At 55.2% G+C, this 17,560-nt stretch carries 16 protein-coding genes and 4 pseudogenes; 12 read left to right on the top strand and 8 right to left on the bottom strand.

All coding sequences use genetic code 11. The annotated features are described in order from the left end of the window. Window positions 1–207: 207 nt before the first annotated feature. Together D9V82_RS00100 and D9V82_RS00095 are read right to left on the bottom strand one after the other, a co-directional pair. Window positions 208–435, bottom strand: a complete 228-nt coding sequence (locus D9V82_RS00100) for a hypothetical protein (protein WP_121910397.1) — start codon at window positions 433–435, stop codon at window positions 208–210. Further along, on the bottom strand, window positions 436–1,389 hold the full coding sequence (locus D9V82_RS00095; RefSeq protein WP_121910396.1) for a hypothetical protein: 954 nt from the start codon (window positions 1,387–1,389) through the stop codon (window positions 436–438). 377 nt (window positions 1,390–1,766) lie between these two features. Here D9V82_RS00095 and D9V82_RS00090 point away from each other — a divergent pair, with 377 nt between their 5' ends. The 3 genes and pseudogenes from D9V82_RS00090 to D9V82_RS13040 all read left to right on the top strand — a co-directional run. Beyond that, the gene (locus tag D9V82_RS00090; RefSeq protein WP_239088634.1) at window positions 1,767–2,015 is read left to right on the top strand and encodes a hypothetical protein; all 249 of its coding nucleotides are present in this window, start codon (window positions 1,767–1,769) and stop codon (window positions 2,013–2,015) included. A gap of 36 nt (window positions 2,016–2,051) precedes the next feature. Continuing rightward, window positions 2,052–2,303 (top strand): annotated as a pseudogene (locus D9V82_RS13045) (IS3 family transposase); the annotation flags it as partial. A 102-nt stretch (window positions 2,304–2,405) separates the two neighbouring features. After that, a pseudogene (locus D9V82_RS13040) lies at window positions 2,406–2,507 on the top strand (DDE-type integrase/transposase/recombinase); the annotation flags it as partial. Window positions 2,508–2,618: 111 nt separating this feature from the next. On the opposite strand, the pseudogene D9V82_RS00080 reads toward D9V82_RS13040, so the two are convergent. Beyond that, a pseudogene (locus D9V82_RS00080) lies at window positions 2,619–2,911 on the bottom strand (transposase); the annotation flags it as partial. 47 nt (window positions 2,912–2,958) lie between these two features. Beyond that, a pseudogene (locus tag D9V82_RS00075) lies at window positions 2,959–4,175 on the bottom strand (IS3 family transposase). 290 nt (window positions 4,176–4,465) lie between these two features. Here D9V82_RS00075 and era point away from each other — a divergent pair. The 3 genes from era to D9V82_RS00060 are packed head-to-tail and all read left to right on the top strand — an operon-like array spanning window position 4,466 to window position 6,989. Next, window positions 4,466–5,503: a GTPase Era gene (era, locus tag D9V82_RS00070; protein WP_121910394.1), complete on the top strand. Its 1,038-nt coding sequence runs from the start codon at window positions 4,466–4,468 to the stop codon at window positions 5,501–5,503. A 6-nt stretch (window positions 5,504–5,509) separates the two neighbouring features. Beyond that, the gene (gene recO / locus D9V82_RS00065; protein ID WP_121910393.1) at window positions 5,510–6,226 is read left to right on the top strand and encodes a DNA repair protein RecO; all 717 of its coding nucleotides are present in this window, start codon (window positions 5,510–5,512) and stop codon (window positions 6,224–6,226) included. A 10-nt stretch (window positions 6,227–6,236) separates the two neighbouring features. Then, window positions 6,237–6,989 carry an isoprenyl transferase gene (locus D9V82_RS00060; protein WP_121910392.1) on the top strand — a complete coding sequence of 251 codons (753 nt, stop codon included), beginning with the start codon at window positions 6,237–6,239 and terminating at the stop codon, window positions 6,987–6,989. 30 nt (window positions 6,990–7,019) lie between these two features. On the opposite strand, the gene D9V82_RS00055 is transcribed toward D9V82_RS00060, so the two are convergent. Together D9V82_RS00055 and D9V82_RS00050 are read right to left on the bottom strand one after the other, a co-directional pair. Further along, window positions 7,020–7,439, bottom strand: coding sequence for a Fur family transcriptional regulator (locus D9V82_RS00055; RefSeq protein WP_121910667.1), 420 nt, complete (start codon window positions 7,437–7,439; stop codon window positions 7,020–7,022). 68 nt (window positions 7,440–7,507) lie between these two features. Then, window positions 7,508–7,798, bottom strand: a complete 291-nt coding sequence (locus D9V82_RS00050) for an ArsR/SmtB family transcription factor (RefSeq protein WP_121910391.1) — start codon at window positions 7,796–7,798, stop codon at window positions 7,508–7,510. 187 nt (window positions 7,799–7,985) lie between these two features. On the opposite strand from D9V82_RS00050, the gene D9V82_RS00045 reads away from it, so the two are divergent. From D9V82_RS00045 to D9V82_RS00035, 3 genes are read left to right on the top strand one after another with little or no spacing between them, the layout of a single operon-like run. Next, window positions 7,986–9,365, top strand: coding sequence for a glycine--tRNA ligase (locus D9V82_RS00045; RefSeq protein WP_121910390.1), 1,380 nt, complete (start codon window positions 7,986–7,988; stop codon window positions 9,363–9,365). 4 nt (window positions 9,366–9,369) lie between these two features. Further along, on the top strand, window positions 9,370–9,879 hold the full coding sequence (locus tag D9V82_RS00040) for a hypothetical protein (protein WP_121910389.1): 510 nt from the start codon (window positions 9,370–9,372) through the stop codon (window positions 9,877–9,879). An 8-nt stretch (window positions 9,880–9,887) separates the two neighbouring features. After that, window positions 9,888–10,415 carry a hypothetical protein gene (locus tag D9V82_RS00035; protein WP_121910388.1) on the top strand — a complete coding sequence of 176 codons (528 nt, stop codon included), beginning with the start codon at window positions 9,888–9,890 and terminating at the stop codon, window positions 10,413–10,415. A 47-nt stretch (window positions 10,416–10,462) separates the two neighbouring features. Here D9V82_RS00035 and D9V82_RS00030 read toward each other — a convergent pair whose 3' ends face one another. Further along, the gene (locus D9V82_RS00030) at window positions 10,463–12,472 is read right to left on the bottom strand and encodes a TPM domain-containing protein (protein ID WP_121910387.1); all 2,010 of its coding nucleotides are present in this window, start codon (window positions 12,470–12,472) and stop codon (window positions 10,463–10,465) included. A 71-nt stretch (window positions 12,473–12,543) separates the two neighbouring features. Between D9V82_RS00030 and D9V82_RS00025 the strand changes: the two genes are divergently transcribed. Together D9V82_RS00025 and D9V82_RS00020 are read left to right on the top strand one after the other, a co-directional pair. Then, entirely contained in the window at window positions 12,544–13,131 is a 588-nt protein-coding gene (locus D9V82_RS00025; RefSeq protein ID WP_238995882.1) for a YdcF family protein, read from the top strand. An 11-nt stretch (window positions 13,132–13,142) separates the two neighbouring features. After that, window positions 13,143–14,435 (top strand): deoxyguanosinetriphosphate triphosphohydrolase, encoded by a 1,293-nt coding sequence (locus D9V82_RS00020; protein ID WP_121910385.1) that lies wholly within the window; start codon window positions 13,143–13,145, stop codon window positions 14,433–14,435. Window positions 14,436–14,818: 383 nt separating this feature from the next. Here the strand turns inward: D9V82_RS00020 and D9V82_RS00010 are convergent, their stop codons facing one another. After that, on the bottom strand, window positions 14,819–15,250 hold the full coding sequence (locus tag D9V82_RS00010) for a guanyl-specific ribonuclease (RefSeq protein ID WP_183122524.1): 432 nt from the start codon (window positions 15,248–15,250) through the stop codon (window positions 14,819–14,821). Window positions 15,251–15,466: 216 nt separating this feature from the next. Between D9V82_RS00010 and dnaG the strand changes: the two genes are divergently transcribed. Further along, window positions 15,467–17,386, top strand: a complete 1,920-nt coding sequence (gene dnaG, locus D9V82_RS00005) for a DNA primase (RefSeq protein ID WP_121910384.1) — start codon at window positions 15,467–15,469, stop codon at window positions 17,384–17,386. Window positions 17,387–17,560: the final 174 nt, after the last annotated feature.

The raw sequence follows: 17,560 nt of genomic DNA, 5'->3' as shown, positions 1-17,560 counted from the left end.
GAATATCCTCTCTTACGGCCACACAATCCGCACTAATCGGGTGTCCACTAAACGAGGGTAACCTCACTAAGGCATGTCAGGCAACCTTCACCATTACGGCAAGCCCCTGCGGATAGCAGCTGCTACAGAAATTAACCTAATTTTCCAGAGCACCGCCATCCCCACGGCTAAGTCCATAGTCTACGAGCTGAGTTCATCCACCAGTGTTTACTTTCCCGAGCGGGGGCCACTAACCAATCGACGGGCAAGTACAAATGCTAGGGGTAATGGGAAGAGCGCATAGACCAAAATCCTAAGCCATATATCTACTTCTTCTAATCCTATAGTATGCGCAAGCCCACTATCATCTAATACGATTTCAGAAAACCCCCAAATAATAATTTGAGTCAAAAGCCAAATTATTAGCGTCGCCAGGAAGAATTTCAACCATTTCATTTACGGGCTGCAATTCCCTCGTGCTGAAACCGTCTTAATTTCGTTAGAACCAACTTTCCATTGATAGCAAGTCCCATCATTAATATTCCTTAGGTTGTCAAGGGCTGTCTTTAACGACCGCAAAGCTACTGTAGATCCTGCGGTCAGGCAAAGAAGTCCTGCGATTGCCACAATCGCAGGGTGACGTAGGTTACCAACTTTTGCACAGCCATATCCCACTGCTAACGCAAGAGAACCTGTGCCGGCGGCTTTCAATGCACGAAGTTCGCCCCCGTACCAGTTGTAATAAACTCCCCGCCCGTAGGTGACCCGTGGATCCAGAACAATTTCGCCCTCAACCTCTTGAGTGTTCACAACCTGCTTAAGCGAAGAACCGTCCTCGCTGATTTCATACCACGTGTCGAGTAAATTACCACCCTCATCGACAGCCCATGGCGCTGATATCACGGTTTCCGATATTGCAGAAACGCCATCGCCAGAATCCAGACGGAATCCAATAGAACCATCATTAAACGCAACAGTCTCCACTCCGTCTGGCATAGATATGTTCCATTCCACTTCGACAAAGTCTTCGTGCTTAGCGACTTCCTCTACCTGTATTAGCGTGCCAACCTCGCCAGATGCCCGCGCAACTGCACCAGCTTTAGTATCTGTGGCGTACTCAGTCTGCGCAACATCTTCAAGCTGAACGGAATCTCCAAACGAAACCGAAATTTCACCAAATCCTGTAAATCCAACCACACCTTCATTAGTTGTCTTTGCCATGGATGGACGTGCTACATCAACGCTCTCAGAAAAGCCTTGCTGTAGCACTTGGGTTTCTGCGTCATCAACTGTCGCAATAAGGGCCATTTCTTCACGACCCACTTGTTGAGCGGCCGCAACAGAAGTATTAGCGAGCCCCAAGGAGAAAGCGGCTACTACGGCTGTAATAGCTTTATTAATTTTTAACATTTTCTAAGAAACACCCTTCTAAGGAACACCCCTATTGGACGGTCATAATGATACTTCAAACCCTTGTTCAGTATACAATATAGGATATCAGGGAACCTCTCAACATATTTGTTTCACTTATGAAAGATTTACCTTAGCTTTTACTGGCTGACATATAAGGCAACCCCATCGCTATCAGGCTTAAGTCCGCTAAGAGTAGTTAACTAGTCATACATAAAAGACCAAAACATTCACCTACTGTGCTAGCTGAGGTTACCCTCGTTTAGTGGACACCCTATTAGTACGGATCTTGTGTCTGTAGGAGAGGATGTTCATTGTGAGTTCGTCAAGGAAAAAATACACCCCAGAGTACTGGCAGGAGGCCGCCAGACTAGTCATTGAGTCCGGACGCCCAATCGCTCATGTGGCTCAAGGAGATCGGTGTAGCCGAGGGCCTTGTGGGCAAATGGGTCAAGCTTGAACGAGAACGTCAAGGTTCAGCTGATGGCCGCAGTGATGCCGATATTCGAGCCGAAAACGCTCGTCTGCGTCGTGAGTTAGCTGAGGCCAAGATGGATAATGAGTTCTTGTCAAAAGCCACCGCCTTCTTCGCTTTGAGGCAACGCGATCGGAAAAATTTGAGCTAATACAGCCAGAGCAAGGCGAACTACAGCATAAAACGTATGAGCAGGTTATTAGAGGTTTCCCGTTCTGGCTACTATAAATGGGAAAAGGCTCAAGCAGTACGGCTTCGTGGTGAAAATCAGCGTCAGAGATTCCTCGACCAGTTAGACAGGAAAATTCATGACATCTGGGAAGATTCTGACGAAGTCTACGGTGCCCCGCGGATTACTGCAGAACTCGCCGAGGATGGGGTTTATGTGAATCGCAAAACCGTGGCCAAACGCATGCGGATGATGGGTATTGAGGGCATCTCACCCAGGGCGTTTGTTCCCGTAACGACGATTCAATCCAAGCGGAGGTCCACGCTTCCAGACCTGGTGAAACGTCTATGTGATCAAGGTCAGCTCAACCGGGTGTGGATGTCGGATATTACCTATCTACGCACGAATGAGGGCTGGCTGTACCTGTGCGTTATCCGCGACGGGCACTCCCGCCGGGTCCTAGGCTGGTCTATGGATAGCGTGCAGGGGTCAAGTCCGCGTAGGTGGTGTATGAATTCTTTCGAATTGTCGGTGATCTGCTAGCAAACATCGGGTCCGGCACACGGGCCTGGGTGTGGTTGGTCATTAGGCTACAATCTCCTTGCCTGCCGGAGTGGTGGTGCCGGCGTCGATGACATTGGCTGTGATCAACGCCTTGGTTTGCTCTAGGCTTGTCAACAACATGTAACGTTTCTGCTGAATCCACTCATCATGCTGCTCAGCAAGGAACGGGTCTGACTAAGCGAATCACAGCATCACGGTGGGAGAAGATCCCGACAACATCAGTGCGCCGGCAGATCTCGCGATTGAGCCGTTCGGTGGGGTTATTCGACCAGACTTTTCGTCCACACTGACTTCGGCGTGTGGGTAATCGCCAACTGGGGTTGCCCGCAAATCGTGGACACGTAGTGGAGCTACCTAGTGGTTAGGCAACTATTTCTTTTCTGCTGGTCGTTAGACCAATGCGGTTCTCAAAGTCGACGGGGCTGACCATCCCGAGTGCGGAGTGCCGGCGCCGACGGTTGTAGACGACTTCAATCCAGTAGGCGACGGCCTTGCGTGCGGCATCCCGGGTCGCCCAGCGCTTACGGTCGTGAATTCAGTTTTAAGCGTCGACCAGAACGACTCGGCCATCGCGTTATCGAAGCACACGCCAGTACGCCCTACGGACTGAGCAATGCCCAGGTTGCGGCAAACTTCCCAGAGTTTTTCGCTGGTGAATTGGGTTCCGCGGTCAGCATGAAACACCAGCCCATCAGGAACGCCACCGCGTAGTGCATGCGCCATCCGCAGGGCCCGTTGGACCAGGTATGTATCTTGAACGCTATCCATAGCCCATCCCAGTACTCTGCGGGAATGGCCATCGCGGACCGCGCACAAGTACAACCATCCTTCAGCAGTGCGCAGGTAGATAAATATCTGACATCCATACTCGGTTGAGCTCACTGGCATCAAACACACGCTTGACCAGGTCAAAAAGCGTGGACTTACGCGTAGATTGAATCGTTGTCACCGGTACAAAGGCACGTGGTGAGATCCCTTCAATGACGATTAGCCGTATCTGCTTAGCCACAGTCTTGCGGTTAAGAACAATCTGGTAGCGCTCGGCTAATTCTGCGGTGATCCGCGGAGCACCATAAACCTCATCGGAGTTTTTCCAAATCTGGTGAATCTTGCGGTCGACATCATTGTAAAATGCTGCACGATTATCTTCGCCGGATAGTCGTTTCTGCTGTGTATGGGCCCATGTGTAGTATCCAGATCGAGACACTTTTAATAGCCGTGCCATGCGTTTGATGCTGTAGTTCGCCTTCTCTCGCTGCATCAATTCGAACTTTTCTGCTCGCGTTGCCTTAAAGCGAAGAAGGCTGTCGCTTGTGACAAAAACTCGTTATCCATCTTGGCTTCTGCCAGCTCACGGCGCAGACGAGCATTCTCAGCACGAAGATCAGCCTCACTCATCCCATCTGATGCTCCTCGGCGTTCACGCTCAAGTTTGACCCACCGGCCTAAAAGGCCTGGTGCGACGCCAATCTCCTTAGCCACATGAGCGATCGGGCGCTGCGACTCGATTACCAGGCTCAAAGCTTCACGCCGGTACTCCGGCGTGTACTTCATGCGCTGTTGACTCACAATGAACATCCTCTCCTACGGACACAAAATCCGCACAAATAGGGTGTCCACCAAACGAGGGTAACCTCAGGTTTGGCTGTGTTCTTGGCGGGGTCTTGAGCAATGGATTGTGCAACACTGCTCGATGGGCAAGCACTAAGGGCGTTGGATTTTTCAGCTAGTAGAAGTATTGGTCAGGTGCTTGTAGAAAGCGGTGAGAAATACGCTGAGGAGAAGATCGCCACCTGAGCTTAGCCAGCAGATTTGTTGTGGCGTGAAACAATCGGAGATTTTGGTGCGGTGGGCTATCATTGCAGGCAATGAGTTCTGATATTGATGCACAGTTTGATGCGGCATTCGCGGATCTGCCAGATGATCCCGATCATGCCGGTTCAGAAGCCGCCGGGGACAAAGCTGCTTCTTTAGATTATTCGCAGTACACGGATACCCCAGAAGGCTACCGCTCCGGGTTCGTGTCCTTTGTTGGACGCCCGAATACGGGGAAATCCACACTCACTAATGCGTTGGTGGGCCAAAAGATTGCCATTACTGCGGACCAGCCGGAAACAACTCGTCATACCATCCGCGGTTTGGTCCACCGCGAGGACGCACAAGTTGTTGTAGTGGATACGCCGGGCCTGCACCGGCCTCGCACGTTATTGGGGGAGCGGCTTAATGAAGTGGTCAAAGAAACGTATGCGGATGTGGACGTTATCGGTTTGACCATTCCAGCTGATGAGAAGATCGGCCCGGGGGACCGGTGGATTTTAGATAATGTACGCTCGATTGCGCCGAAGACTTCCATCATCGGCATCGTGACCAAACTGGATAAAGCCTCCAAAGACCAGGTGGGCGCACAACTTCTGGCTTTGCACGAACTCTTAGTGCGAGAAGATCCGGAGGCCGTAGTAATTCCGGTTTCCAGTAAAAAGGGAGTGCAGCTGGATGACTTGATACAGGTTATCGTGGATCACTTGCCGGAGGGCCCGAAGTTCTACCCGGATGATCACATCACAGATGAAGGTCTAGAAAAGCGTATCGAAGAGCTTATCCGTGAGGCCGCACTGTCTGGCCTGAAAGCGGAGCTACCGCACTCGGTAGCAGTACAAGTCGATGAAATGCTGCCCTCTCGCACGCGTGACGGAGTCCTGGATATTCATGCCATTATGTATCTGGAGCGCCAGGGACAAAAACGTATCATCGAAGGTAAAGAGGGCTTGCGTTTCCGCCGGATTGTGGGCAATGCCCGCAAGGAAATCATGGAGCTGTTGGGCCAAAACGTGTACCTGGACCTGCGCATCAAGGTGCTGAAAAATTGGCAATCGGATGCCAAGTCGCTGGGCAGGCTCGGTTTCTAAAAGGTCATGCGCGAAAATTATCGCGATCGCGCCGTGGTCATTCGCTCCTATGATTTTGGAGAAGCCGACCGCGTTATCGTACTTCTGACCCAGCACCATGGGTTGGTGCGTGCGGTGGCTAAGGGCGTGCGTCGAGCAAAATCCCGCTTTGGATCGAGGTTGCAGCTGTTCGTCAATCTGGATGTGCAGCTGTACGTGGGAAAGAACCTGGCCACGATTTCTCAGGCGGATACGGTGGATTATTTTGGGGCACGCCTTATTGAAGAATACGAGCGCTATACGGCCGCCTGCGCGGTCTTGGAATCGACCGAGCGGCTCATCTATGCGGATGGCGACGGTGATCCTTATCTCTACAACGCGGTGGTGGCTACGCTTGAGCAGTTGCAAACCGAGGAGCCGACACAGACCCTCGATGCATTCCTCTTGCAGGCCATGCGGCATGCCGGGTGGGCGCCCAGCCTTTTTGATTGCGCCCAGTGCCAGCGCCCCGGCCCACACCACGCCTTTCACCCGGCCGTCGGAGGCGCCGCCTGCCATGAGTGCCGACCGCCAGGTGCTGCTGAGGTGGATCCGGAAACTTTGCACCATCTGTGGCTTTTGGCACATGGTTACCCGACGAATCCGACGAATGTGCAGCGGCAGGAGGGGCATCGGCTAGCTCGGGCGCATTTGCAGTGGCATATGGAGCGACATGTGTCCGCATTACGAGTGATGGAGCAGTAAACTGTAGGCCGTGATTACCCCAGATCCTTCTCGTCGCCTGACCCCGCCGAATATCCCGGCAGAGCTAAAGCCGCGCCATATCGCGTTGGTGATGGACGGCAACGGCCGCTGGGCGCAGGAAAAGGGCATGAAACGCACGGAAGGGCACCGCAGGGGAGAAGCAGTGCTTCTCGAGGTTGTCGATGCCTGTCTCGCCGCCGGTGTCTCATACCTTTCGGCATATGCGTTCTCTACAGAAAACTGGCGGCGCAGCCCGGAAGAGGTGCGCTTCTTGATGGGTTTTAATCGCGATGTGCTGCGCCGTCAACGTGGGTGGCTCCATGAACGCGGTGTGCGCGTGGTGTGGGTGGGACGGCGCCCGCGCCTGTGGCGCTCGGTAATTAAAGAGCTCGAGGCCGCCGAAGAATTGACTAAAAATAATACGAAAATGACGCTGGCTATGTGCGTCAATTACGGTGGCCGGGCGGAAATGGTAGATGGCGTGCGCCAGATTGCGGAAAAGGTCGCAGCTGGTGATATTAGCCCGCGAGATATCAAAGAAAGCACCATTGCCGAGCATCTCTATGATCCCGGCATGCCGGATGTGGACCTATTCTTGCGGCCTTCTGGCGAAAAACGAACCTCGAATTTCTTGTTGTGGCAATCCGCTTACGCAGAGATGATTTATCAAGACAAGCTTTTTCCTGATTTCACCCCAGAAGATCTCTTCGCTGCCATTGAGGAGTATGCTCGCCGCGATCGCCGCTTCGGAGCTGTCAAGTAGGGGAGTAGGAGCGATCGAAAACGCGCGAGACTACTGTGTGCCAGAGCACTGAGAGCACACGCCGAAAATCTCCGCATCGTGGCCGGTGAGTTCGAAATTGTACTCGGAGGCTACAGCTGAAGCCCATTTTTCAATTGGGCCACCATCGATTTCCTCGGTGCGGCCGCATTTGGTGCATACCAAGTGGTGATGGTGCGCGTCGGTTTCGCAATGGCGATAGAGGGTCTCACCATTGGGCATGTGCAGCGCATCTACAGCATCAATATCGCACAGAGATTGTAGGGTGCGGTACACAGTGGTGAGACCGACCTTTTCTTGCCGTTCCTGGAGCCGACGATATATTTCCTTGGCGGAGGAAAATTTGTCGATTTCCCGCAGGACCTCGACAACCGCGGTGCGCTGCTTCGTATTGCGCGATCCGAGCTTAGGGATACTCTCATGAATGGACATGTCATTCATATTATCAACCCCTTTTCAACAAGTGCTACGGTGGATCGCCTTTATATGCAGGTCAATTGTTAAGAGGTGATCTTGGCGGCGTCTTCCAAAAGGTTTAAAACTTCCGGCGCCACCAAGGAATAAGTTACTTCGCGCCCATTGCGCTCAGAGCTGACAATCCCGACCTGTTTAAGAACTCGCAAGTGCTGGCTAATCAGCGGTTGGGATTTGCCGGTGGCTTTTACCAACTCGTGTACGTAGTGGTCGCGTTCCGCTAAACGGGTAATGATGGAAATACGCAGGGGTGAATCTAGGGCCGCGATTATGCTCGCAGCCGCGGAGATATTAAATGCTAAATGAACGGTCGTCATAGGGGTCGGGAACCTTTAATGCGGTATCTATTATCTGTCGACCAGGATTATATTACCTGAAGTTGGCGATTACCTGTACAGCAACCGATTTAAATGTACACCCCTCATCCCACTACCGGCAGGGGTTACGGGTTAGACTGGACGGGATTGTCACGACTGTCCCCTACCAGAGGAGTCCTTTACAACCATGGCATCCCTTATTGATACCGTTGTTAATCTGTGTAAACGCCGCGGCTTGGTCTACCAGGCGGGTGAGATTTACGGCGGTTCTCGCTCCGCATGGGACTATGGTCCTCTCGGCGTTGAGTTGAAAGAAAACATCAAGCGCCAATGGTGGCGCCACATGGTCCAGTCCCGCCCCGATGTCGTGGGTGTGGATACTTCCATCATCCAACCGCGCCAGGTGTGGGTCTCCTCCGGCCACGTGGAGGTCTTTACTGATCCCCTGGTGGAATCCCGCCACACCGGTAAGCGCTACCGCGCCGATCACCTGATCGAGGCCTACGAGGAAAAGCATGGACACGAGCCAGAAAATGGCCTGGCGGATATTAATGATCCGGAAACCGGACAGCCGGGTGACTGGACCGAGCCGAAAGCTTTCTCTGGCTTGCTAAAGACGTTTTTGGGCCCGGTTGATGACGAGCAAGGGCTACACTATTTGCGCCCCGAGACTGCACAGGGCATCTTCATCAACTTCAAGAACGTGATGACTTCATCGCGCATGAAGCCGCCTTTCGGTATCGCCAATATTGGTAAGTCCTTCCGCAACGAGATCACCCCGGGTAACTTTATATTTCGTACTCGCGAGTTTGAGCAGATGGAGATGGAGTTCTTCGTCAAACCAGGCGAGGACGAAGAGTGGCACCAATACTGGATCGATGACCGTTACAAGTGGTATATCGACTTAGGCATCAAGGAAGAAAACCTGCGCCTGTACGAGCACCCAAAGGAAAAGCTGTCGCACTACTCCAAGCGCACGGTGGATGTGGAGTACGCCTTCGGCTTCAAGGGCTCCAAGTGGGGCGAGCTGGAAGGCGTGGCTAATCGCACCGACTATGACCTGTCCGTCCACGACAAGGGCTCCGGAGAGGACCTGTCCTACTATGACCAGGCCAATGACGAGCGCTGGATTCCTTACGTTATCGAACCGGCCGCTGGCCTTGGTCGTTCCATGATGGCCTTCCTGGTAGATGCTTACGACGAAGAAGAGGCACCGAACGCTAAGGGCGGAACCGATAAGCGCGTGGTCCTGCGCTTGGATCGCCGTTTGGCACCCATCAAGGTTGCTGTCCTGCCGTTGTCAAAGAAAGAGGAGCTATCCACTCCGGCCCGCGAGCTGGCGGATAAGCTGCGTGCCTATTGGAACGTGGACTTTGACGTCTCCGGTGCCATCGGTCGTCGCTACCGCCGCCAGGATGAAGTTGGTACCCCATTCTGTGTCACCTTCGATTTCGATTCGCTTGAGGATAACGCCGTGACCGTGCGCGAGCGCGACACGATGGAACAAGAGCGCGTAAAGATTGACGATCTTGAATCCTACCTCGCCGCGCGCCTGATTGGATGCTAAGCAGATGCACTACACCAGCTGGGATCGCTCTGACCGAGGAAAGCCCGTCCTCCTCGTTGAGGAAGGCCCGGAGCGCTTGGGTGTCTTTGCGGGGCATTCCGCCGAGGTAGATGGAAATTCATGGCGGGTCGAGGTCAGCGATTTGGGCGCTTCGGCCACGCTTGATGATGGCTCCGTTTACCGGCTTGCCGGCCGCCTCGGCCGGGACAAGCGCCTGGAGGCATCGCTCAATGGCCGCACTTTTCATTACGTCAACGAAAATAGTGGCGATTGGATCATCGATGACGTCGATGGCAATAAGGTCGCGCAGTTTTCCGCCAAGAATTCTGGCGTTCGTAAGGCCATTCTGGAATTCGAGGACGATGCTAAAGGTTTGAGTACCGCCGAGATCGTCGGTTTAAGTTGGTTCACCCGCGCGATTTTGGAAAAGAACACCAAAAATTCCGCCTGGGTATGGATCATCACGTTGGTACTGGCATCCATCGTCGCCCTGCTGGCGGTGTTCATTCTCTAATGGGGGCAATGATGCCGTGGCAGTGGAACGGTAGTACCCTGCGCGATGCACGCGGCACCGATTTAGCTTGGGTACGCGACGGGGTACTGACCATTACTGGCACGCTGTCCGGGGAGCACGCACGCCCCGATACGGTATTCGACGTGGAGACGTCGCTAGACGGTACAAACACCTCCTGCCGCTTTTTCCTGCGGGCGCGACCCCGTGTCAGCCGCAGTACGGATTCCGGCGCCGCGCCGCGTGTTGAAGTCTCGCAGGTAGGTTTGACCGTCGCGCGCTTGCGTGCTACCTGCGGGGATGCCCGCTACCTTTTAGAACGCTGCGCGATCTTTGGCAAGCAGCGCCGGATAATGGCCCTTGGCGGACAAGACAGTAGCCCGCTGGGCAGCGAAGTTGCGCGTGTTACTCCGCGGGGCAGGGGGCTGGAGATATCGGCCGCTAACGGCGAGGGGTGCACGCTTCCGCACGCGGATGCGGTGGTGCTGAGCTACAGCTGCCTGCTTGTTGATGCCGCACCGCGTATCGTACGCGGCTAAGCGCGACCAAGCAGGCCCTCTAGCCGAGGATGTGGAATGAGCCTCCCTTAGAAGGAACCGCCCCGGAAACCTCCTCCGCCACCGCCGCCAGAGAATCCTCCGCCGCCGAAGCTGCCGCCTCCGCTGAAACCACCCCCGAAGCCACGGCCACCGCCGCCGAGGATTTGGCCTAAGACCATACCGGTAACGATATTTCCGGCCGTGGAACTCGTTTGCTGGCGTTGTTGCTGGCGGCGGTACTCATCGTAATCATCCTGGGCCCGCTGTAAGGCGGCTTGCGCTGCCGCAACGGCTGCGCGGGATGATTGCAATGCGCCCCGGATGTCACTGCGCTGGATGTGCAGGGCTTGGGCGTGGAGCCGTTTGGCATCGGCAAGCGCGGTGCGCGCACCGGAACCGACGATGCGCCCGCGGGAGGAAATGAGATCCTCGGCGGCCTGAATATTGGATTCCGCCACCGACATTTGCTGGTCAAAGAGCTCGAGCTGGCGCGCGTGGTGGGAGGTCTTTTCCCGCACGCGGTCGAGGCGTTCATCGAGCTCGGTATCGATGCTCATGAGCGCGGTGTATTGGCCCAAGGGATCCGTATCGCCTTGCTCCTTGGCGTTGGTTGTCGCAGCAGAGGCGCGCTGCAGTAGATCCTCGAGTGCCTCCCAATCCGCCTGGGTTCCCTGGGATTTTCCTTGGCGCTCCAGCTCGCGGGCTTCCTCGATTTCGCCCTCGACCTCGGTGATGAGCGCGCCTAAATTGCGGCGAGCGGCGGAAATATTCTCCTTCGCGTGCTCTACACCGGTAAGGAGCCTATCGGTGACCTCCGTGGCGTGTTCAATATCGCGGATAAGACCCACGAGCGGCCCCTGTTTTCCGGCGGGCTGGCCCCGCACCTCGCGGGCTTGGTCCAGGAGCTGTTCCGCCTCATCGAGGGAGAAGCTCGCCAATTCTGGGTTATCAGCAATAGAGGATAGGACCTCTGCGGAATAGGCCTCTTGGAGTTTCTTAAGGATTTCTCCGGCTCCCGGCAGGCGGGTTCGCAGCCCGACGGTGCGCTGGGTGAGCTCGTCCAACTTAGAGTCACTCTGCAACAGTAGATCTCGCATCTGGGCAAACTCTTCTGCCTGGCTATCTAAAGCGTCATCGGCCTGGCCGCAGGTGGAGACGATTTCTACCAGCATCTGCCGGCGTTCTGCTTGGGATTCTGGCACCGCATCATCGAGGCGCTGGCGAATCCGGAAGGCTTTTTGCAGAGTAGCGGTGGAATGATTCATCGCCTTAGTAAACGGGCGGGTGCGCTCCGGCCCGAACTCGGACAGGGCGATGTTGAGTTCTTCTTTGCCGCGGCGAATGGATTCATCCGTGGATACCAATTCCTCTTGGGCCAACTTATCCAGGGTATCCAGTGGTAGACGGTTTAATTGATCGGTATCCTCTGGCGCAATCTCGCGGGCGGATTCTAAAGTCTGAGCCTGGTTCTTCTTCGTATTGCGGCGCGAGTAGTACCAGATGCCGCCGCCTGAAGCGACGATGGCGGCGGCGCCACCGCCCAGCCAGGCCATGCCGGAAGAGTCGGAGGAGCTGGAGGTGCCAAGGGCGGCATCAGCAAGCGCTATCGCGGAAGCACCGTATTCCTCGGCGGATAGCTTGCTGTAGGCGGCATCGTACATCTGATCCAGGCGGCCCTCGGGCCACTGTTCGCCGGTCTGTACGCCCACCTGGCGTTCCTTGACACCGACGACATAGGCTGCGGAATTCGGGCCTTTTTCGTTGACGATGTTCCGCGCATAGCTTTCTGGGTCCGTGCCAAGATCGTTTGCGAAGACAACGAAGATAATGAGCGACTCATCTCTTTGCAGCTGGGTAATCTTCTCATTGATCTCCCTAATCTCTCCGGCGCTCAGCACACCTGCCTCATCAGTTACCCTATCTGTCACCGGCGCTGTATCCGCAGCTTGGCTAAGTGATGTGGTCTCTGCAGCTAGGGCCTGGCCTGCGCCAATGGAGGTGCAGCCGAGCATAAATGCCGCGATGGTAGCGCGGCCGATCTGTGCACTAAGATTCATGCCTACAACCCTACCTGCCCGAACGCCCTATCCGGAGAACCTCCTTTGCAGGCGGTAGGCTGGGATGCATTGTGAAATACGTTGTTGTTTTAGGTGCCGCGCAATACGATGGCCGCCCCTCCCGCATTCTTGCCGGGCGCCTGCGCCATGCCGGGGAGCTGGCGACCTCTTGTGGTCTGCCAGTGATTACCGTGGGCGGTCGGCTGCCCGGGGATCGGTTCACCGAGGCAGGGGTAGCCCGCGATTACCTGCGCGAGCACTTCCCGGAGCTTAAGGTATCCGCCGTGGAGAAAGGCCTCGATACGCGTGAGTCCTTAGCTGCGGTTATGGATGCCAATGCCCTTGGTGATGCCATCATCGTCACCGATCCCTTGCATAGGTTGCGGACCTGGATCATCGCCCGGCAGGAAGGGCTAAAAGCCTCGGTTTCTGGTACGCCCTATTACCCCGCCCGGCGATTGTCTAAGCCGTGGTGGCGCTATCTCGCGCACGAATGCGGTGGGCTGTTTTTTATCGGCTTATCCAGCATCGTGTCTCTTCGTTGCGCGCGAGCCTGGAAGAAGCGGCTGTATCGCGTGGAGCGGATACTGCGACCGAACCAAAAGCTGCGGCACGAAACAATACAAAATAAAGACCCAGACTGTATGCTGGGGGAATAGACTTAAATGCCGTGTCTTATTCTTATGTTGCAGCTGATTTTGCCCGGCGGGCCGAAGAACGGCCCAAGGGATCCACGATTTGCGATATCGAAAAACACCGGGGGGTATTTTCCCGTGACCGCGCCCGCGTCTTGCACTCGGCTGCGTTGCGGCGATTAGCGGATAAAACCCAGGTCGTAGGCCCGCGCGATGGTGATACCCCGCGTACCCGCCTTACCCACTCGCTCGAGGTCGGTCAGATTGCGCGCGGTATCGGTGCAGGTCTTGGTCTTGATCCGGATCTCTGTGACATGGCCGGACTCACCCACGATATTGGCCACCCGCCCTATGGACATAACGGTGAAAATGCGCTCAATGAGGTCGCACAAGGCGGTTTCGAGGGCAACGCCCAAACGCTGCGCATCCTCACCCGTCTGGAACCCAAAGTCCTGGTCGAGGATGCCGATGGCACCGCCTACAGCTTTGGCCTCAACCTCACGCGTGCCGCGCTCGATGGGGCGTGTAAATATCCCTGGACTAGGACTAATCCGGATGGGACCATCAACCGTAAATACGGCGCCTATGATGAGGACGCGGACATATTAGCGTGGCTGCGCGAAGGCCACAGCGAGAAGAGTAAGTGCATCGAAGCCCAGGTCATGGACTGGTCCGATGATATTGCCTATTCCGTGCACGACGTTGAAGACGGCATCATCTCCCAGCGCATTTCCTTGAACGTATTGTGGGACTTGGTTGAGCTGGCCCATCTTGCAGAAAAAGGAGCCGAGGCCTTTGGTGGAACCGCCGATGAGCTCTTGGAAGCTGCGGATAGCCTGCGCACCCTTGATGTCATCAATGCTCTGGGCAATTTCAAATACACCCTGCGCGATTATGCGAATCTGAAAAAGATGACGTCTGAGCTGGTTGGTCGTTATGTGGGCGCCACCATCGGTGCCACCACGGAGGCGAATTCTGCGCTGATCAGCGCCAACACATTCGGCCGTATGCACGGTGAACTGCGCGTTCCGCCCTTGGTGCAAGCAGAGGTCAAGCTTTTAAAGACTATCGCTGTGCTCTACGTAATGGATGAACCAGCGCACCTAGCACGCCAGGACCGCCAGCGCGAGCGCATCTACCGCGTCTACGACTACCTCGTTGCCGGGGCGCCCGGTTCGCTCGATGCCACCTTCCGTCTGTGGTGGGAGCAGGCCGATACCGATGCTGCCCGCGATCGCGCCATCATTGATCAGATCGCTTCCATGACCGAATCCCGCCTCGAACGGCTTGCTCGGCGGAGTGTTGACCTTTCGGGGTTCTTGGACTAGTAGCTATACGGTTCGTGGGGCACCTTTGGAGGGCCTAGGGTGTGCTCTTTCGTCAAAAGTGCAACCTCCGCTGCTACTTTTGAAGCGAAAAAGTGATAACTGAGGGCGCGCAGTGCTCAGTTATTGCAGAGGACCTAAAACATCCTCATAAGGTCAGCATCCGCAGAACTTCAGTATCTGCGGAATATCCATTAGCGCGCTGGCCTAACCCCTTTAGCGTTTACTACGGCGGCGATGGTGGATGCTTCATTCTCGCGCAGTAAGTTGGCTAGTTCTTTTAGGTTGCGCGGACCGTAATCCACGCAACCATGGGTGCGTGCTAAGGCATTAGAGAAATCCGTAGGGGGTACGGATGGGTTTCGTAATTAAAATGCGTTGCAGGATTAATCCTCTGCGTCCGGGATAGAACAGAACGTTTGGTAATGGTCGTCGGTGTAGTACCACACATCGGGGTCGGTTTCGGTACCCCCGCCAGTGACGATGCGCCTCGAACCGCGATGATTGCTGCCCGGGGTTTCCACCGTGTACTCGCGGTAGTAGTCCTGCGCCTGCTGAGGGAGGACGCCTTCATAATTGCCAAAATGGGAATTGTCATTGTTGGGGTAGTTATAAGGGCCGCCGGCCAGAATATCTGCTGCGGTTTCTTCGGCCTCGCTGGGAAGGGAGGATATTGCGCAGGTTTCATCCGAGGAGCTTGATTCCTCGTTACCGCTGAGGTCGAAACCGAGATAACTAGCGGCTGCGACGATGGCGAGTCCACCCAGGGCTACTGGAAGCGATTTCTTAGACGCTTTGGACTTGGACATATTCCCCATTTTTACAGGAAACGTCTCGCAAACATAAACGCCCACCATGTCAATGCCGATATCCAAAATTGCCCCGTCACGGGATGGGAATACCCGGGCAAAAGTCTGTCCCACTTCTGGATAAAACCCGGTGATTCTGTGTACCTGCTAAGTCGCAAAAACTAGTACCACGATACTGGCTCTGGCGTTTGATCATTCAATTAACGGGCGGGGTAGTCTGTAGCCATGGCAAAGGGCAGAATTCCGGACAGTGATATCCAAGCTATCCGTGAACGCGCGCCCTTAGAAGAAATCGTGGGCGACTATGTTCAGCTCAAACCTGCCGGGCACGATTCTTTGAAGGGCTTAAGCCCCTTCAAAGATGAAAAGACGCCTTCTTTCCACGTTCGGCCGCAGCGCGGTTACTATCATTGCTTTTCCACCGGTAAGGGCGGCGATGTATTTAGCTTCCTGATGGAGATGGAACAGGTTTCGTTTCCGGAGGCCGTTGAAGCCGTGGCACAGAAGATCGGCTACCACATTAGCTATCAGGGCGGCTCGACTGGTGCCCGCAATGAGAAACCGGGTACTAGGCAGCGTTTAATTGCGGCGAACAAAGCGGTGCATGAGTTTTACCGGAAGCAGCTGGAAACCCCAGAAGCGGCCACGGCGCGGAATTTTCTGCTGGATCGTGGGTTTAGCCGCGAGGTTATTTATGATTTCGAGTGCGGTTATGCCCCCGAAGGTTGGGATACCGCTACGAAACATCTATTGCGCATGGGATTTTCCTTTGAAGAGCTAGAGGCAGCTGGCATTTCCAAGATGGGCCAACGCGGTCCCATCGACCGTTTTCACCGCCGGTTGTTATGGCCTATCAAGGATCTTTCCGGCAACGTCATTGGATTTGGTGCGCGCAAGCTCTTTGAGGATGACAAGCTGGGCAAATACATGAATACGCCCGAGACCATGCTTTATCACAAGTCCAAAGTGCTCTTTGGGCTGGATTTGGCTAAGCGCAATATTGCAGAAAGACACCAAGCCGTGGTGGTGGAGGGTTATACGGATGTGATGGCCATGTATGCGGCGGGCATTAAGACTGCCGTGGCCTCGTGCGGTACAGCCTTCGGGGGCGAGCACCTGCAGGTACTGCGCCGACTCATGCTGGATGATTCCTACTTCCACGGCGAGCTTATCTACACTTTCGACGGCGATGAGGCGGGGCAGAAGGCTGCGATGCGTGCTTTTGACGGCGAGCAAAAATTTACCGGTCAATCCTTTGTCTCCGTGGCCCCAGACGGCATGGACCCGTGCGATCTGCGTTTGGAAAAAGGCGATGTTGCGGTGCGCGATCTGGTGGCAGACCGGATCCCCATGTTCGAGTTCGTCATTCAGTCAGTAATTGCTAAGTTTCGGATCGATACTGCTGAGGGCCGGTTGCAGGCTTTGCGACGGACAGTGCCCATCGTCGCGCAAATCCGGGACCAGCCTTTGCAGCGCGAATATGCTCGCCGCCTTGCCGGTTGGGTGGGCTGGAACGATCCGGAAGAGGTGCTGCGCCAAGTGCGCGCGGAGGCAAAGAAGCCGAAGCAGGCGGATAAGCCGACGATCCGCCGTTTTGATAATGCCCAGCAGCAATCGGCGCAGCAAGACGTGCCTATGATCCATCCGCCAAGTCCAAAGGAAACTCATCTGTGGCCGCAGCGGGAGGCACTGAAATTGGCCTTACAGACGCCAGAGGTCGTTGGCTCGTACTTTGATGGCATTACTGCCGATGCCTATTCCAACGACGCCTACCGCATCGTCCGGCAGGCGATTTCCGCCGTGGGTGGCGCAGAAAACGGCGCCACCATGTCGGGGGTGGACTGGATTGCCGCCGTCGCCGGGGAAATGCAGGATCTCACGGGAAGAAATTTCGTATCTGAACTGGCAGTAGAAGCCATACTGCCCACGGACGTGGGCGCAGAAAAGTATGCGGATTCCGTGCTCTCTCGGCTGCAGGAGACCGTCGTGGGGGATCAGATTGCGCAACTTAAAGCCCAATTAGGACGAATGAGACCAACCGATGATGAGGCCGGCTATAACTCCTTATTTGCGGACCTCATCGCCCTCGAGCAGGCCCGCCGTGAGTTGAATGACCGCGCCTTCCGCGGTACGCCAGGTATATAAAATCCCTGTGAGGAACTCTAACGTTAGTTCAGGAGTGTGATGTCTAGTGACTTTTTGGACTCCGAGTCCATTGACTTTTTGGACTCGGAGTCCAGTTAGTTTTTTGACGCGGAGTCCAGGAAGTTTATGGACAGGATGTCTAACGACTTTTTGGACTCTGGCTTCTTGACAATG

Origin of the sequence: Corynebacterium macginleyi, from assembly GCF_003688935.1 — a bacterium.
GTDB classification, from domain to species: domain Bacteria; phylum Actinomycetota; class Actinomycetes; order Mycobacteriales; family Mycobacteriaceae; genus Corynebacterium; species Corynebacterium macginleyi.
Note: the sequence above shows the minus strand (reverse complement) of the source record. Positions and strands in the feature narration are given on the sequence as shown.

What these genes read in the sequence shown, in the direction of transcription:
- D9V82_RS00100 (WP_121910397.1), bottom strand. Translation starts at nt 435, where the DNA reads ATGAAATGGTTGAAATTCTTCCTGGCGACGCTAATAATTTGGCTTTTG.
- D9V82_RS00095 (WP_121910396.1), bottom strand. Translation starts at nt 1,389, where the DNA reads ATGTTAAAAATTAATAAAGCTATTACAGCCGTAGTAGCCGCTTTCTCC.
- era (WP_121910394.1), top strand. Translation starts at nt 4,466, where the DNA reads ATGAGTTCTGATATTGATGCACAGTTTGATGCGGCATTCGCGGATCTG.
- recO (WP_121910393.1), top strand. Translation starts at nt 5,510, where the DNA reads ATGCGCGAAAATTATCGCGATCGCGCCGTGGTCATTCGCTCCTATGAT.
- D9V82_RS00055 (WP_121910667.1), bottom strand. Translation starts at nt 7,439, where the DNA reads ATGTCCATTCATGAGAGTATCCCTAAGCTCGGATCGCGCAATACGAAG.
- D9V82_RS00050 (WP_121910391.1), bottom strand. Translation starts at nt 7,798, where the DNA reads ATGACGACCGTTCATTTAGCATTTAATATCTCCGCGGCTGCGAGCATA.
- D9V82_RS00045 (WP_121910390.1), top strand. Translation starts at nt 7,986, where the DNA reads ATGGCATCCCTTATTGATACCGTTGTTAATCTGTGTAAACGCCGCGGC.
- D9V82_RS00040 (WP_121910389.1), top strand. Translation starts at nt 9,370, where the DNA reads ATGCACTACACCAGCTGGGATCGCTCTGACCGAGGAAAGCCCGTCCTC.
- D9V82_RS00035 (WP_121910388.1), top strand. Translation starts at nt 9,888, where the DNA reads ATGATGCCGTGGCAGTGGAACGGTAGTACCCTGCGCGATGCACGCGGC.
- D9V82_RS00030 (WP_121910387.1), bottom strand. Translation starts at nt 12,472, where the DNA reads ATGAATCTTAGTGCACAGATCGGCCGCGCTACCATCGCGGCATTTATG.
- D9V82_RS00010 (WP_183122524.1), bottom strand. Translation starts at nt 15,250, where the DNA reads ATGGGGAATATGTCCAAGTCCAAAGCGTCTAAGAAATCGCTTCCAGTA.
- dnaG (WP_121910384.1), top strand. Translation starts at nt 15,467, where the DNA reads ATGGCAAAGGGCAGAATTCCGGACAGTGATATCCAAGCTATCCGTGAA.